General features: G+C 69.8%; 12 protein-coding genes. 8 read left to right on the top strand and 4 right to left on the bottom strand.

Annotated elements, in window-relative coordinates; all coding sequences use genetic code 11:
- Positions 1 to 149: 149 nt before the first annotated feature.
- The 5 genes from ABII15_RS27330 (at position 150) to ABII15_RS27310 (ending at position 5,958) form a co-directional block, all read left to right on the top strand.
- Positions 150 to 3,260, top strand: a complete 3,111-nt coding sequence (locus tag ABII15_RS27330; RefSeq protein WP_353947221.1) for a nitrate- and nitrite sensing domain-containing protein — start codon at positions 150 to 152, stop codon at positions 3,258 to 3,260.
- Between the two features lie 10 nt (positions 3,261 to 3,270).
- Positions 3,271 to 3,684, top strand: a complete 414-nt coding sequence (locus ABII15_RS27325) for a roadblock/LC7 domain-containing protein (RefSeq protein WP_033321188.1) — start codon at positions 3,271 to 3,273, stop codon at positions 3,682 to 3,684.
- A gap of 94 nt (positions 3,685 to 3,778) precedes the next feature.
- Positions 3,779 to 4,372 (top strand): DUF742 domain-containing protein, encoded by a 594-nt coding sequence (locus ABII15_RS27320; RefSeq protein ID WP_353944923.1) that lies wholly within the window; start codon positions 3,779 to 3,781, stop codon positions 4,370 to 4,372.
- Positions 4,353 to 4,943, top strand: a complete 591-nt coding sequence (locus ABII15_RS27315; protein ID WP_111668156.1) for an ATP/GTP-binding protein — start codon at positions 4,353 to 4,355, stop codon at positions 4,941 to 4,943. The genes ABII15_RS27320 and ABII15_RS27315 overlap by 20 nt, the downstream gene beginning before the upstream one ends.
- A 352-nt stretch (positions 4,944 to 5,295) precedes the next feature.
- The gene (locus tag ABII15_RS27310; protein WP_353944922.1) at positions 5,296 to 5,958 is read left to right on the top strand and encodes an RNA polymerase sigma factor; all 663 of its coding nucleotides are present in this window, start codon (positions 5,296 to 5,298) and stop codon (positions 5,956 to 5,958) included.
- A 528-nt stretch (positions 5,959 to 6,486) separates the two neighbouring features.
- Here ABII15_RS27310 and ABII15_RS27305 read toward each other — a convergent pair.
- Positions 6,487 to 6,933: an ATP-binding protein gene (locus ABII15_RS27305; RefSeq protein ID WP_353944921.1), complete on the bottom strand. Its 447-nt coding sequence runs from the start codon at positions 6,931 to 6,933 to the stop codon at positions 6,487 to 6,489.
- Positions 6,934 to 7,106: 173 nt separating this feature from the next.
- Here ABII15_RS27305 and ABII15_RS27300 point away from each other — a divergent pair, with 173 nt between their 5' ends.
- From ABII15_RS27300 to ABII15_RS27290, 3 genes are read left to right on the top strand one after another with little or no spacing between them, the layout of a single operon-like run.
- Entirely contained in the window at positions 7,107 to 7,964 is an 858-nt protein-coding gene (locus ABII15_RS27300) for a helix-turn-helix transcriptional regulator (protein ID WP_353944920.1), read from the top strand.
- Positions 7,961 to 8,194, top strand: a complete 234-nt coding sequence (locus tag ABII15_RS27295) for a DUF397 domain-containing protein (protein WP_353944919.1) — start codon at positions 7,961 to 7,963, stop codon at positions 8,192 to 8,194. Before ABII15_RS27300 ends, ABII15_RS27295 begins: the two co-directional genes overlap by 4 nt.
- Before the next feature lie 8 nt (positions 8,195 to 8,202).
- Positions 8,203 to 8,430, top strand: coding sequence for a DUF397 domain-containing protein (locus ABII15_RS27290; protein ID WP_353947220.1), 228 nt, complete (start codon positions 8,203 to 8,205; stop codon positions 8,428 to 8,430).
- Between the two features lie 77 nt (positions 8,431 to 8,507).
- On the opposite strand, the gene ABII15_RS27285 is transcribed toward ABII15_RS27290, so the two are convergent.
- The 3 genes from ABII15_RS27285 to ABII15_RS27275 all read right to left on the bottom strand — a co-directional run bounded on the left by ABII15_RS27285 (position 8,508) and on the right by ABII15_RS27275 (position 14,370).
- The gene (locus ABII15_RS27285) at positions 8,508 to 8,699 is read right to left on the bottom strand and encodes an acyl-CoA carboxylase subunit epsilon (RefSeq protein WP_351450424.1); all 192 of its coding nucleotides are present in this window, start codon (positions 8,697 to 8,699) and stop codon (positions 8,508 to 8,510) included.
- A gap of 28 nt (positions 8,700 to 8,727) precedes the next feature.
- Positions 8,728 to 10,323: an acyl-CoA carboxylase subunit beta gene (locus tag ABII15_RS27280; protein ID WP_353944918.1), complete on the bottom strand. Its 1,596-nt coding sequence runs from the start codon at positions 10,321 to 10,323 to the stop codon at positions 8,728 to 8,730.
- Positions 10,324 to 10,545: 222 nt separating this feature from the next.
- A complete protein-coding gene (locus ABII15_RS27275; RefSeq protein ID WP_353944917.1) occupies positions 10,546 to 14,370 on the bottom strand; it encodes an endo-alpha-N-acetylgalactosaminidase family protein in 3,825 nt (1,274 codons plus the stop codon).
- Positions 14,371 to 14,474: the final 104 nt, after the last annotated feature.

Here is a 14,474-nt window from a genome sequence, read left to right as displayed (position 1 = left end):
GCCGAGAGGTTGTTGGTCGAGTGAGGCGAAGCAAGAACAGCCCCGAGCCCGCGTCGGGGGCACGGGGCAACTTCACCCCGCCGCCGCGCACAGCGGCGCCGGCCGCCCCCGTGGCCGAGACCGTGGCGCCGGCCCCGTCCGGCGGGCGGATGTCGCCGCGCAACTGGCGGGTGCCCACCAAGCTGAACGCGATCCTGCTCATACCGGTCCTGGTCGCGCTCGTGATGGGCGGCTTCCAGGTGAAGGGCTCGATCGACACCCTGAACGAGGCGCAGGACGCGGAGAAGACGGCCCGGATCGTCAAGGCCGCCGCCGCCTACGGGCAGGCGCTGCTCAACGAGCGCGACCTGTCGGCCCAGCCCATCCTGTCGGGTGAGCGCGACTCCGCGGCGGTGAAGAAGCTCTACGCGGCCACGGACGACGCCAAGGCCGCGTTCGCCGAGGAGGTCAAGGGCGCCCCCGACAACGCCGGGCTCCAGCGCCGTCTCGGTCTGATCGAGAAGGCCGAGCCGCAGCTCGCCGTGCTGCGCAAGAAGGCGTACGGGCGCGACATGGACCCGGTGAAGACGGAGGAGGGCTATGTCTCCGTCCAGCACTACCTCATGGAAGTCGCCAACGAGCTGAACCTCGGCAACAGCAACGTGACCGCGTACGGCCGTACCGTCTACGCGATCCAGCTGGCCAAGGCCGCCGAGTCGCTCAACCGGTCCATCGGCATGCACCTGCTGGTGCGGCCGAGCACCGACAAGGCGACGTTCCAGCGCCAGGTCGTCTCCTTCAACTCGTACACGTACCTGGAGGGCATCGCGACGCAGGAGTTCGTCTCCGGCGCCGAGCCCTCGGACGTCGCCAACCTCAAGAAGGTCTTCAAGCGGAAGGCCGCCGAGGGTGTCGCGGAGTACCCGGCGCTCGTCCGCAGCGAGGCGGCCAAGGGCAACAAGCTGCCCACGAAGCTGCCCAGCAAGGACGGCAGCGTCTACGACGGCATGGTCGCCGCGGTCGCCCAGGGCCAGACCCCGCAGGCGCTCGCCGCGAAGGGTGTGACGCCCGAGACCTGGCAGTACGCCACCACCAGCAAGTTCGACGGCTACACCGAGGTCGAGAACGAGCTGATCGACCGGGCCGTGACCGACGCCTCGGACATCGCGGACAACGCCCAGCGCGACGCGTACATCACCGCGGGCGCCACCGTGCTCGCCGTCCTCGCCGCGTTCCTCATCGCCGGGCTCATGGCCCGCCAGATGTCCCGCTCGATGCGCCGGCTGCGCTCCGCCGCGTTCGACGTGGCCGAGCAGCGGCTGCCGTCGCTCGTCGACCAGCTCTCGCGCACCGAGCCGGGCCGGGTCGACACCCGCGTCCAGCCGATCCCGATCACCACCACCGACGAGATCGGCGAGGTCGCCCGCGCCTTCGACCAGGTGCACCGCGAGGCCGTCCGGCTCGCCGCCGAGCAGGCCCTCCTGCGCGGCAACATCAACGCGATCTTCACCAACCTCTCGCGCCGCAACCAGTCGCTGATCGAGGGCCAGCTGACCCTCATCACCGACCTGGAGAACAACGAGGCCGACCCGGACCAGCTGGAGAGCCTCTTCCGCCTGGACCACCTCGCGACCCGTATGCGCCGCAACGGCGAGAACCTCCTGGTCCTCGCCGGCGAGGAGCCCGGCCGCCGCTGGGACCAGCCGGTCCCGCTGGTGGACGTGCTGCGCGCCGCCACCTCCGAGGTGGAGCAGTACGAGCGCATCGAACTCCAGGGCGTGCCGGAGGCCGACATCCACGGCCGCGCGGTCACCGACCTCGTGCACCTGCTCGCCGAGCTGCTCGAGAACGCGACCTCGTTCTCCTCGCCGCAGACCAAGGTCCGCGTCACCGCGACCCGTCTCCCCGACGGCCGCATCATGATCGAGATCCACGACAAGGGCATCGGCCTCACCGCCGAGGACTTCGCGGACATCAACCACAAGCTGGCCAACCCGCCGACCGTGGACGCCGCGATCTCGCAGCGCATGGGCCTGTTCGTGGTCGGCCGGCTGTCCGACCGACACAGCATCCGCGTCCAGCTGCGCCCCTCGGGCGAGCAGGCGGGCACGACCTCGCTGGTGATGCTCCCGGACGTGATCACGCACGGCGGTGGCGGCGACCACCAGCAGCACAGCGGCGACGAGTTCACCGTCTCCACGATGATCCCGCAGCAGCCGGCCTTCGAGAAGGCGCCGCTGCGCACGGCCGCCGAGCTCGGCTTCGACGACAGCCGTTACGAGGTCCCGGACGACGCCCGCGAGCTGGACCCGGTCGGCCGCTCCCTGATGCGCGAGGAGCGCCGCGCGGCCCTGGAGGCCCAGACACAGGGCACCGAGGACAACCGCCCGCTGTTCCGCGACGAGGCACAGCCCCGCCAGGACCAGCAGGACCAGGGGCAGCTCGGCTACCCCGAACAGAACTCGTACGACGGTCAGCAGTTCGGGTACGACAACCAGCAGCAGGTCGCGTACGACGAACAGCACCAGACGGGCTACGACAGCCAGCCGCAGGGCGGGTACGACGACGGGCAGCAGGCGGGCTACGACTTCTCCGCCCCGGCCCAGCCCGGCCACACCACCGGCCGGCCGGGCGGCTACGAGCCGGACTACGGCCCGCAGGGCGGCTATGCGGAGGCGCAGCCGAGCACCTTCAGCGCCTTCCAGGAGCCGCAGCGGCAGTCCGACTGGCAGGCCCAGGAGGGTTACCAGGACGGTTTCCACCCCTCCTACGCCCCGGAAGCGGAATCCGCGCAGGACACTGCCGCGGCGGAGCGGGACAGCGTAGGCTTCGACCCGCACACTCCCGCGACCCCGGCCGGTCCCTCCCCCTCCGTCGCGCACGACATGACCGACGCCGGTCTGCCGCGCCGCGGATCCAGCGCCCCCCAGCGCGAGGAAACCCCGGCACCGGCCACCGGTGACGGCGACAGTGACACCTGGCGCTCGTCCAACGACGAGCGGTGGGAGCGCGCGGAGGCGCTGAAGCGTCCGAAGGCGGGCGGAGTCACCTCCTCCGGCCTTCCGCGCCGGGTGCCCAAGGCCAACCTGGTCGAGGGCACCGCGGAGGCGACACCCCAGGGCGGTCCCCAGATCTCCCGCGCCCCCGAGGACGTACGGGGCAGGCTGAGCAACCTGCGCCGTGGTGTGCAGCGGGGCCGCAGTGAAGGCAACAGTGATACGAACGGCCAGGTCAGCGGGTATCCCGATGGGCCTGACAGCACCTACAACCAGGAGCGTTAGTGTGAGCCCGATGAGCCAGGCGGCACAGAACCTGAACTGGTTGATCACCAACTTCGTGGACAACACCCCCGGGGTGTCCCACACGGTGGTGGTCTCCGCCGACGGACTCCTTCTGGCGATGTCCGAAGGGTTCCCCCGCGACCGTGCCGACCAGCTGGCGGCGGTCGCCTCGGGTCTGACCTCGTTGACCGCGGGCGCGTCCCGCATCTTCGAGGGTGGCTCGGTGAACCAGACAGTTGTGGAGATGGAGCGAGGATTCCTCTTCATCATGTCCATTTCCGATGGTTCTTCGCTCGCCGTCCTCGCACACCCGGAGGCGGACATCGGCCTCGTCGGGTACGAAATGGCCCTTCTTGTCGACCGCGCGGGCACGGTTCTCACGCCCGACCTGCGTGCGGAGCTCCAGGGGAGCCTTCTCAACTAACAGACAGGCGGTGCGTTTTCGCGCCCCGTGGCCGTAAGGTTTCGGAACGCGGCTCCACAGTGATGGTGCCCAGCGCAGTCGGAGGAGGAAGTACGTGTCTGGTTCAGCAACACCGCCGAGCGGTTCGTCGGCCAATTGGCCGCCCTACGGCCCTGCCCAGGGTCAGGCCGGCACGCGCGGTCACGGTCACGACGACGGGTCGCAGAACCGGTACAACTTCCCCTCCGCGCCGAGCCACGCCCGGCCGACCCGGCAGCCCGGTCCCTACGACCAGCCGTCGGCGCCGCGCATCCAGCCCGTGCAGCCGCAGCCGCGTCCCGACGCGAATCCCGCACCCCCTGCGAAGAACAACCCCCTGGTGCGCCCGTACGCCATGACGGGCGGCCGCACCAGGCCGCGATACCAGCTCGCCATCGAGGCGCTGGTGCACACCACCGCGCAGCCGCACCAGTTGCAGGGCCAACTGCCCGAGCACCAGCGGATCTGCAACCTGTGCCGGGAGATCAAGTCGGTGGCCGAAATCTCGGCCCTCCTCACGATCCCTCTCGGCGTGGCCAGGATTCTCGTCGCGGACCTCGCGGAGGCGGGCCTGGTCGCCATCCATCAGCCCGGCGGCGACGAGAGCGCCGGCGGTCAGCCAGACGTGACATTGCTCGAAAGGGTGCTCAGTGGACTTCGCAAGCTCTAGCGGAGGGCCGGCAACTCCAAGTCGTTCCACCACGTCCGCGAAGATCGTGGTGGCGGGCGGTTTCGGCGTCGGCAAGACGACCTTCGTCGGCGCCGTGTCGGAGATCAACCCGCTGCGCACCGAAGCCGTGATGACCTCGGCGAGTGCGGGGATCGACGACCTGACGCACACCGGGGACAAGACGACCACCACGGTCGCCATGGACTTCGGCCGCATCACGCTCGACCAGGACCTGATCCTGTACCTGTTCGGCACCCCGGGCCAGGACCGCTTCTGGTTCATGTGGGACGACCTGGTCCGCGGCGCCATCGGCGCCGTCGTCCTCGTCGACACCCGCCGCCTCGCCGACTGCTTCCCGGCCGTCGACTACTTCGAGAACTCCGGCCTGCCCTTCGTCATCGCCCTCAACGGCTTCGACGGCAGTCAGCCGTACAACCCGGACGAGGTGCGCGAGGCGCTGCAGATCGGCCCGGACACCCCGATCATCACGACGGACGCCCGGCACCGCGCGGACGCCAAGTCGACGCTCATCACGCTCGTCGAGCACGCGCTCATGGCGCGGCTGCGCTAGCCGGACGGCGACCGCACCGGTACCTTCGCCCCGCTGGTTCTCACCGGCGGGGCGTTGTCGTGTGCCTTCCGGAGCTCTTCTCTCTGCTTCTCGGCCATGCTGCACGAGCGTTCACAGCCTCTCCCGGGCAGTCGTCACACGCGTCAGACCCCGCGACAGCGGTGAGTACGCGCAGTAACACCCTTGGTTATAGGTGGAGTTCAGGCGAGATGTCCCCTTGGCACAACTGACCGAATACACATACCTGCCGCTGTGATGTTTTCGTGCGCTCTCGCGCTCACCCAGTGGGGGCGGGACGATGTATCGCGCCCGCCCGCCTCAGGGCGAACTGAGCAGGAAGCGGAGCCACCCGATGAGCTTGTCCTACTCGGGCACCGCGGTCACCAGATCAGGTGGCGCGGTCGCTCGATCCGAACGGCCTCCTAGTACCCGGCAGGGGGCGGCCAAGGCCATCCGCGAAGCGGAGTGCTGTCTCCTGCACGACGCGGTCCAGCAGGCACAGAAGGGGGACGAACGGGCCTTTCGCACCGTCTACCAGACGCTGCACCCACGGCTCCTCGCCTACGCACGGGCCCTGGTGGGCGCGACGGAGGCCGAGGACGTCCTGTCGGACAGCTGGCTCCAGATCGCCCGGGACCTGCACAAGTTCCGGGGTGACGGGGCCGGTTTCCACGGCTGGTGCAGCCGGATCGTGCGCAACAGGGCGCTGGATCACGTCCGCTGGCACAAGCGCCGGCCGGAGGCCCTGGACGATCTGAGCACGGTCCAGGAGCGGCCCGCACCCGACGACACCCCGACACAGGCCCTGGACACCCTGGGCACCGAGCGCGCCCTCGCCCTCGTCGCCCAGCTGCCCCGGCAGCAGGCCGAGGCGGTGGTCCTGCTGGCCGTCGTCGGACTCGACGCCAAGCGCGCGGCCGACATCCTCGGCAAGCGCGTCGGCGCCGTCCGCACCGCCGCCCACCGAGGCATCCGCAAGCTCTCCGGTCTCGTGACGGAGACCGCGCACACCTAGCGCGTCCGCGCGGCCGGGCCCCACCCTTCGCCCGCGCAACGACCGGTCCCGCGCCGCCCCTGCCCCGGCGACGCCCTCCGACCGCCCCGGGCTCCACGGCCGCCCACCCGGCGCGCCGAGCCCCTTCCACGACGTCCGCCCTGCGCGGACCCGGCGCCCAGGCCCCCGGCGCAGCACGGCAGCCGCCGGCCCCCGCCGCCGCGAACTCTCCGCGGAGCAGGGCTCGTTCCACGGCAGCCTCCCGTGCGGGACAGCCCCGTGGCCACACGTCGCCCCTTCACCGGGCCGTACGCGCCCCGTTCCGGTCCCGCTCGACGGGTCCCGCCCGTCCCTGCCCGCCCACCCTGCACGGCCGCCCGCGCGGCCCGCGCCGGAGGCGGCACCCACGCACGTCCGCGTCCGACCACACAGAGGATTCAAATGACCACGCACAGATGCAAAAAGGTGCCCCCCTGGCCGCCGTCCGTGAGGACGACGGCCAGGGCGACACCCGGTCTCCCGCGGGGGTCCGGCGAACCGGCCCCCGCGTCAGTCGCAGCCGCCCGCGTCCACGTCTCCCAGGCCCAGCTCGGCCCAGACCACCTTGCCGGTGGGCGTCGGCGTCATGCCGAAGGCCGAGGCGTGGGCGGCGACCAGGAACAGGCCCCGGCCGCCGGTCTGGAAGAAGTCCGGCGGCTCCGTGGGCACGGGGACCATCTCGGGGGACGTGTCCGCGACCTCCAGGCGAACGCCGTCGGCGGTCCGGCTGAGGACGAAGTCGAAGGTGCTGTCGTCGCAGTGCCGCACATTGCTGCACAGCTCCGTGGCCACGAACGACGTGTCGTGCACGAGCTTGTGGAGTCCCCAGCTGCGCAGGCGGTCGCCCACGATTCTGCGGATCTGCTCCAGACGGTGCGGGCTGTACTCCATACGGATCGCGCACGGCCGATCGAGCATGTCCAACAGCTCGATCTCATCCGTCGGCTGGTCCGGCATTACCCCTCCGGGGGTTCATCGGCGGTCAACTCGCTTGCGGACAAAGGGCGTTGCCTCACCAGCATGGCGTCGAAACAATGCCGTAGGCAAGTATTACGGGCGAGTACTTTGCCTCTGCGATGGGATTGCATATGACAGTTGTGTGGCCCGAGGGGGCGGGACATCATGTGGCCATGCCCCAGAGCGAGATGCCCACGATGCGCAGCCGCCGGCTCGGAGCCGAACTGCGGCGGCTGCGCAATGAAGCCGGCCTGAAGGTCAACGACGCAGCCCTGGCACTGGAGTGCGGGCAGCCGAAGATCAGTCAGATCGAGACCGGCAAACGCGGCATCCGCCAGCTCGACCTGACGACTCTGCTCAACCTCTACGGCGTCACCGACGACGACCAGCGGACCAACCTCAAGCGACTGGCCCGGGACGTTCACAAGGTCGACTGGTGGTCAGGACAGGGCCCCCTGTTGAGTGACGACCTGCGCGACTACCTCACCCTGGAGGCTGATTCCTCACTCGTCCGCTCGTTCGAACCTTCGGTTCTCCCAGGTCTTCTGCAGACCGAGGCATATATGCGGGAGATATTCACCGCGGCGGCCGACAAGAATTATGTGGAACCCCTTGTGAAGACTCGGATGAGACGCAAGGATCTGCTCGGCGGAACCAATGAATTCCGTTTGAGGGTGGTCATAGACATGCCCGCGCTGCACCGTATCCCCGGTCCGAAGGACCTGATCCGTGAGCAGTTCGTGCACCTCATGGAGACTGGCGAGTTGCCCAATGTCACCATTCAGATCCTGCCATTGGACGTCGCTCTCCCGCTCTCCCAGTACGCTCCGTATACGCTCTTCACCATGCGCGGCGAACCGCCCGTACAAGTGGCATGGTTGGAGCACATGACCGGCGGGACGCTCCTCGAACAGCGTCCTGACGTGGCGACTTACACCAAGGCGTGGGACGACCTGACGGCAGCCGCGCTTTCTCCGGCAGAGTCCCGCCGGTACCTCAGTGACCAAATCAAGCAAGAGAGCGAATCATGATGTCCCCCACTTCCGCACCCACCGCCTCGCTCAACGAGATCGGGTCGGCAGCCTGGCACAAAAGCACGTTCAGCGGCGCGTCGAACGGCTGCGTGGAACATGCGAATCTCACCGATGACCGTTGCGCGGTCCGGGACACGAAAAACCGCGAGTTCGGCGCGATTGTGTTCGATTCACCTTCTTGGGGCGCATTCATTTCAAGCGTCAACTCAGGAGTTCTGTCGCTGTGAGTACTCAAATGGATCTGGACGTCGAGAAAGCACGGCTCTACGCTCTCGATCTTTCCGGCGCCGAATGGCTCAGAGCCCCGGGAGACGCCTCCCGCGGCCCCGTGGAGGTCGCCTCGCTGGGCGGCGGCGCGGTGGCCATGCGCAACCCGGCGGCCCCGCACGGGCCCGTCCTGCGCTTCACCGCCCACGAGTGGGAGGCGTTCAAGCTCGGGGCGTTGGCCGGCGAGTTCGACTGATCCACTGAAGGACAGCAGAAAAGCGTGAGCCCCGTCCGGAAGGACGGGGCTCACGCCTTGGGCCGGGACCGGGCCGGTCAGCCCTGCCAGGAGTGCGGGGCGCGGAAGCCGTGCTGGCGCTCCAGACGACGCCAGCCGGCGCGCGACTGACGGGCCGCCGCCGGGGCGGACGGCTGGGCGGCGGCGCGAGCGACCAGGAGGGCGGTGATGGCCGCGACCTCTTCGGGCTCGGCGTTGCCCTTCTCTACGCGAATGTCGGGCATGGACATGAGGCAGGTCTCCTAGGACTGGGGGCCGCTACTGCGGCGGGTTGCCGTGCTTGCGGGACGGCAGGTCGGCGTGCTTGGTGCGCAGCATGGCCAGGGACTTGATGAGCACCTCGCGGGTCTCGGCGGGGTCGATGACGTCGTCGACCAGACCGCGTTCGGCCGCGTAGTACGGGTGCATCAGCTCGGCCTTGTACTCCTTGACCATCTTCTGGCGCATGGCCTCGGGGTCCGCGGCGTCGGCGATCTGCCGGCGGAAGATCACGTTGGCCGCGCCCTCGGCGCCCATGACCGCGATCTCGTTGGTGGGCCAGGCGTAGGTGAGGTCGGCGCCGATGGACTGCGAGTCCATGACGATGTAGGCACCTCCGTACGCCTTGCGCAGGATCAGGGAGATCCGCGGGACGGTGGCGTTGCAGTACGCGTACAGCAGCTTGGCGCCGTGGCGGATGATCCCGCCGTGCTCCTGGTCGACGCCGGGCAGGAAGCCCGGGACGTCGAGGAGGGTCACGATCGGGATATTGAAAGCGTCGCACATCTGCACGAATCGGGCAGCTTTTTCCGACGCCTCGATGTCGAGGACGCCGGCGAGGGATTGCGGCTGGTTGGCGACGATGCCGACGACCTGGCCGTCGAGCCGGGCGAGGGCGCAGATGATGTTGCGTGCCCAGCGCTCGTGGATCTCCAGGTAGTCGCCGTCGTCGACGAGCTCCTCGATGACCTTGGTCATGTCGTAGGGGCGGTTGCCGTCGGCCGGGACCAGGTCGAGCAGGACGTCCGAGCGGCGGTCGGCGGGGTCGTCGGACTCCACCGTCGGCGGGTTCTCCCGGTTGTTCTGCGGGAGCAGCGAGATCAGGTAGCGGACCTCGGCGATGCAGGTCTCTTCGTCGTCGTAGGCGAAGTGGCACACACCGCTGGTCTCGGCGTGGACGTCGGCGCCGCCCAGACCGTTCTGCGTGATCTCCTCGCCGGTGACCGCCTTGACGACGTCGGGGCCGGTGATGAACATCTGCGAGGTCTCGCGGACCATGAACACGAAGTCGGTCAGGGCGGGGCTGTAGGCCGCGCCGCCCGCGCACGGGCCGAGCATCACGGAGATCTGCGGGATGACACCCGAGGCCTTGGTGTTGCGCTGGAAGATGCCGCCGTAGCCGGCGAGCGCCGAGACGCCCTCCTGGATGCGGGCGCCGGCGCCGTCGTTCAGCGAGACCAGCGGGGCACCGGCCGCGATGGCCATGTCCATGATCTTGTGGATCTTCGTGGCGTGGGCCTCGCCCAGGGCGCCGCCGAAGATCCGGAAGTCGTGCGCGTAGACGAAGACCGTGCGGCCCTCGACCGTGCCCCAGCCGGTGATGACACCGTCGGTGTAGGGCTTCTTGGCCTCCAGGCCGAAGCCGACCGCGCGGTGCCGGCGCAGCTGCTCGACCTCGTTGAACGACCCCTCGTCGAGGAGCAGCTCGATGCGCTCGCGCGCGGTGAGCTTGCCCTTCTTGTGCTGGGCCTCGGTCGCCTTGTCGCTGGGACCGGCCAGGGCCTGTGCGCGGATCGCGTGCAGCTCGGCCGTGCGCCCGCGGGCGTCGGTGGGCTCGTCCCCGGGGTTCGAGGCGGTGTCGTCCAAAACGGTCATGTAGCGACCTTACGAAGCCGACCAAGGAAAACGGGCCGTCGACTCTGTACAGTCTCCGGCCCGTTTTCCTGGTAGCCCCGAACAGAACTCTTCCGACATGCAGCCAAAGTTACTGCTCACGACCCCATCGGGTTGTGGGGGTCATACAAAGGGATGCGGTGAGAGGCCCGTCACGTCGCCGATGCCGCCGGGTGGTGACGACCCAACTGTTCACTCAGCTTTTCACCCGCCGCAACGGAAACGGGCGTCTCCCCAGTCCGCGTGGTCGTTGCCGTTGCCGTCGCCGCCGTCGGAGACGACCAGGTCGACGTACTGGGCGCCGGTGACGTCGGCCGACAGGGACCAGGCCGGGTCGGCGGCCTTGAGGACGGGCGAGGCCACTTTCTCCGTACCGTCGGCCGTCACCGAGAATCCCACACTTCCGCGGGTGGTCTGTACGTCGTCGACGCCGACCTCGGCCGTGAAGGAGGTGCACTGCCCGCCGAGGTAGTAGCGGATCCTGGCGGGCGCGTGGGTGCCCAGGCCCTTGGCGTACGAGGTGCCGCCGATCCTCAGCGGGGTGCCGTCGCCCTGGCCCTGCTCGCCGACGGAGCTGTCCTTCTCGACCGGGCCCCAGCCGTTGTCCGCCGAGGTCCAGTCCAGATCGCTCGCGTACGTGTCCGTGGTGGGCGGCGGCGGGAGGGTGCGCACCGAGGCGCCCGCGGAGAGCTTCCTGGTGGTGCCCGCGACGGCGTAGGTTGCCCGCGCGGTCAGCGCGTACGACTGGTACTCGGCGTCGACCGGCGGGGTCACCTGCCAGGTCGCGGTGGCGCGGGCGCCGGGGGCCACGGGGTCGAGGGTGATCGGAGCGGCCGGTTCGGCCTTCCAGCCCTGGGGCAGGTCGAGGGCGACGGTCGCGTCCTCGATCCGGTCCTTCTCGTCGTTGGTGAAGGTGGCCTCGACCTTGTTGGGCCGGCCGGGCTCCAGGGTCTCCCCCGCCTTGAGCGCGAGCGTGCCGCATGCGGCCGGTTCCTCCGCCGGGCCGAGGTCGGTCACGGTGAAGTCGTCGAGCACGAAGTCGGCGCCGTCCGGGGCGCCGGGCAGCTTGCGCAGTCCGGTCCAGGTGTCGCCGCAGCCGGCGGTGACGGTGGTGGTGAAGCGGCCGGTGGTGCGCTGCTGTCCGATCGGGGTCGCGACGGTCTCGACGGCGTCGTCACCTCGGTCGTAGCCGCTGATCCACCGGTAGGCGCCGGCGTGGCTGGACTGGTAGGCGAAGTCGACCTTGTAGGCGTGCCCGTCCTTCATCGGCACGGACGCCGGTGAGGTGCGGTAGACGACGCCGTCGTTCTCCTCGTGCGACTTCAGGGACTCGCCGCCGCCGATGACGTCGTCGACGAGCTTTCCGTTCCAGCCGGCCTGGGTGTACGGGGCGTTCTTCTGCGCGATGTGGGTGCGCGGGTCGGTGACGCCGCCCGCGTCGCCCTTGTCGAAGGGGCCCCAGCCCTGGTCGACGTCCTCGAAGTCCTCGTGCACGACGGTGCCGGGCTCGGTGGCCGGGGCGTTGCGCACGACCCGTACGTCGTCGACGCGGACCGTGGCGGCGCCGTCGTCGGCGGCCGCCGCGACGCGCAGGGTCGCCGAACCCTTACGGTCCGCCATGAAGTTGACCTTCATGCGCTGCATGTTCGTGCCGTGCCAGTCGCTGGCCGCCATGGTGTCGGGGAGGGTGGACCGGTCGATCGCGGCGGACGCGCCGCCCGCGCTCAGGGTCGTGCGCCGGGAGGCTCCCGGCGCGACCTCGGCCCAGGCGGAGGCGGTGTAGCGCTTGCCGGGGGCGAGGCCGGTGACGCGCTGGGCGACCGAGGCGGCGCCCTTGCCGGTGAGGGCGGCGCTGTTGCGGCCGTTGCCGTCGGTGTCGCGGGCGACGGAACCGGTCGTGTCCCAGCCGCCGAGACGGGCGTCGTTGAAGCCGGGGTCCTTGACGCCGGTGCCCTCGCCCCAGGCGGGGTCGGCGGCGCGGGGGGTGTCACCGGCCGGGTAGAGGACGTAGGGCTGACCGGCGTCGGCCTTGAGGGTGAGTTTCCCGTCGGCGCCGGTGCGCACGGTGCCGGTCTTCACGCGGCCGTTGTCGGTGAGCCTGTAGACGGTGTACGAGCCGGGGGCCGCGGCCCAACTGCTGGTGCCGCCCTGCTTGTTGTAGTGGTACAGCTTCTTCCCGCCGTCCTTCGCGGACCACGGGAGCAGGTAGCGGTCGCCGTCGAGGACCTTGCGGCCGTGGTCGTAGAAGGTGCGCCGGCCGTCCTCGACGGTGCCGCGCAGGCCGCCGGTGAAGGTGATGTCGTCGCCGTCCCAGCGGGTGATCTTCTGGTGCTGGAGGTACTTGGCGGGCAGGTCGCGCTGCCAGACGTTGGCGTAGAAGTCGTTCCAGTCGTTCTCGCCGGTCCAGCCCTCGAAGTCGACCAGCGCGCTCTGGCCGAGGACGGGGTCGTTGTTCCAGACGTCCTTCTCGCTGTTGCGGATGAACCGGATGATCTTCGAGTTGAGGCCCTTGTTGGTGGCGCCGCCGTAGTCGAGGTCGTTGGCCCAGTGCGACCACAGGGACTGCCGCTCGAACTTGTCGGCCCACTCGGTGGCCAGGTTCCAGCCCTGCCCGTTGATGGCCTTGGCGGTCTGCTCGGCGATCCAGCCGTGGGTGTAGTACACGTCGACGTAGACCGTGGTGAGGTTCTTGTCGGTCTCGTCGCGCAGCTGTTTGAAGCGGGCGGCGAGGTCGCCGCTGTCGATGTCGCGGCGCTGGTCGATGTAGTAACTCTGGTCGAGCCAGTTCCAGCCGGGCGACTTGGGGTCGATCAGGTCGTCCTTGAAGTGCTCGGCGACCGGGTACGCCTCGGTGGCGTTGACGTGGACGCCGAACTCGGCTCCGTACTTCTTGCCGGTCTTCAGCAGCTTGTTGAGGTCCTTCAGGCCGCCGGCCCGCTCGTTGTAGTTGCCGCCGTAGTCGGGGTGGGCGGAGTCGTGGCCCTCGGACGCGTATCCCTTGAGCAGGGCGAACTGGCCCAGGTCGTCGGTGGCGAGCGAGATCCGCTTGACGTCGTCGAGGGTGCGCAGGAAGGGGTGCTGGGCCTGGCTGGCGAAGTTGAACGGGATGTGGGTGACGACCCGGTCCGCGGTGTCCTCGCCGCCCTGCGGCTCGATGCCGATGGAGCGGAAGGCGACGGCGCCGTCCTGCCAGTCCACGGTGTCGTCGCCGTTGGCGTCGGGGGTGACGACGACCTTCGCCCAGGGGAGGTCCTTGCCGGTGGCGTGGGTCGGGGATCCGGCGCCCCGATAGGTCCACTGCCCGGACCAGACGCCGACGCGGGTGCCGCCGTCGGCGTCCTTGCGGGCCTGGTGCCAGAACCGGGCGTCGTCGCCGCCGGTCGCGCCGCTCGGCTTGTCGTACGCGGAGTTGGACTCGACGGCCGCGGCCAGCCGGCCGGTGTTGACGATCGCGTAGGAGGCGCCGGTCGCCGAGGTCTCGGCCGGGGTGTCGGCGGTGACCTTGCCGAACACGTCGGCGGTGCGGGTGGAGTCCGCGTCCAGCTTGGTGAACGCCGTCCCGGCGCCGCCGTCCGCGCTGCCGACCGAGACGAGGTCCTGCCCAGGGATGTCGATGGTCCCGACGCGGAAGGCGGCCGTGTCGCGGACGGCGGTGATCCTGAAGGTCGTCGTCCGGCCGGAGACCCCGAGGCCGGCGTCGATCTCCACGCCGGGCAGGTCGGGGAAGGTGAGCGTGTACGCGGCTGTGGACCCGGTGACCTCGGGCGCGGCCGCGGCCTTGGTGGCGTACGCCTTGCCGTTGAGGGTGATCTCGGTGACGGGCCTGGTGCTGCCGAGGAGACGGGCGCCGTCGGCCCGGTTCTCGTAGGACAGGACGCGGGGGAAGTCGTCGGCGACGGTCACCTTGAGCCGGGCGGTGGTGAGGACGGTGCCTTCCGGCTCCGCGGTGGCGCTCGCCGCCGGGGTGAGGGTGGCGCCCAGTACGGCCGCGAGGGCCAGGGCGTAGGGGGCTCGGGATCTTGGGGGCATGTCGTTCTGGGTATCCGCGGGGTGCCCTCCGGGTCAACGGGTGGCCTCGGTAATGGAGTTGAGAGTCCAACTGTCCGTTCCGGTTAGTCCAAGCCGCCGACGCG

The sequence above is a fragment of the Streptomyces sp. HUAS MG91 genome (assembly GCF_040529335.1).
GTDB lineage: Bacteria > Actinomycetota > Actinomycetes > Streptomycetales > Streptomycetaceae > Streptomyces > Streptomyces tabacisoli.
This window is presented reverse-complemented; position numbering and strand designations above follow the sequence as displayed.

Excerpts from the sequence above, each read along its gene's own strand:
- ABII15_RS27330 (WP_353947221.1), top strand. The coding sequence starts at position 150 with ATGTCGCCGCGCAACTGGCGGGTGCCCACCAAGCTGAACGCGATCCTG.
- ABII15_RS27325 (WP_033321188.1), top strand. The coding sequence starts at position 3,271 with ATGAGCCAGGCGGCACAGAACCTGAACTGGTTGATCACCAACTTCGTG.
- ABII15_RS27310 (WP_353944922.1), top strand. The coding sequence starts at position 5,296 with ATGAGCTTGTCCTACTCGGGCACCGCGGTCACCAGATCAGGTGGCGCG.
- ABII15_RS27305 (WP_353944921.1), bottom strand. The coding sequence starts at position 6,933 with ATGCCGGACCAGCCGACGGATGAGATCGAGCTGTTGGACATGCTCGAT.
- ABII15_RS27300 (WP_353944920.1), top strand. The coding sequence starts at position 7,107 with ATGCCCCAGAGCGAGATGCCCACGATGCGCAGCCGCCGGCTCGGAGCC.
- ABII15_RS27295 (WP_353944919.1), top strand. The coding sequence starts at position 7,961 with ATGATGTCCCCCACTTCCGCACCCACCGCCTCGCTCAACGAGATCGGG.
- ABII15_RS27290 (WP_353947220.1), top strand. The coding sequence starts at position 8,203 with ATGGATCTGGACGTCGAGAAAGCACGGCTCTACGCTCTCGATCTTTCC.
- ABII15_RS27285 (WP_351450424.1), bottom strand. The coding sequence starts at position 8,699 with ATGTCCATGCCCGACATTCGCGTAGAGAAGGGCAACGCCGAGCCCGAA.
- ABII15_RS27280 (WP_353944918.1), bottom strand. The coding sequence starts at position 10,323 with ATGACCGTTTTGGACGACACCGCCTCGAACCCCGGGGACGAGCCCACC.
- ABII15_RS27275 (WP_353944917.1), bottom strand. The coding sequence starts at position 14,370 with ATGCCCCCAAGATCCCGAGCCCCCTACGCCCTGGCCCTCGCGGCCGTA.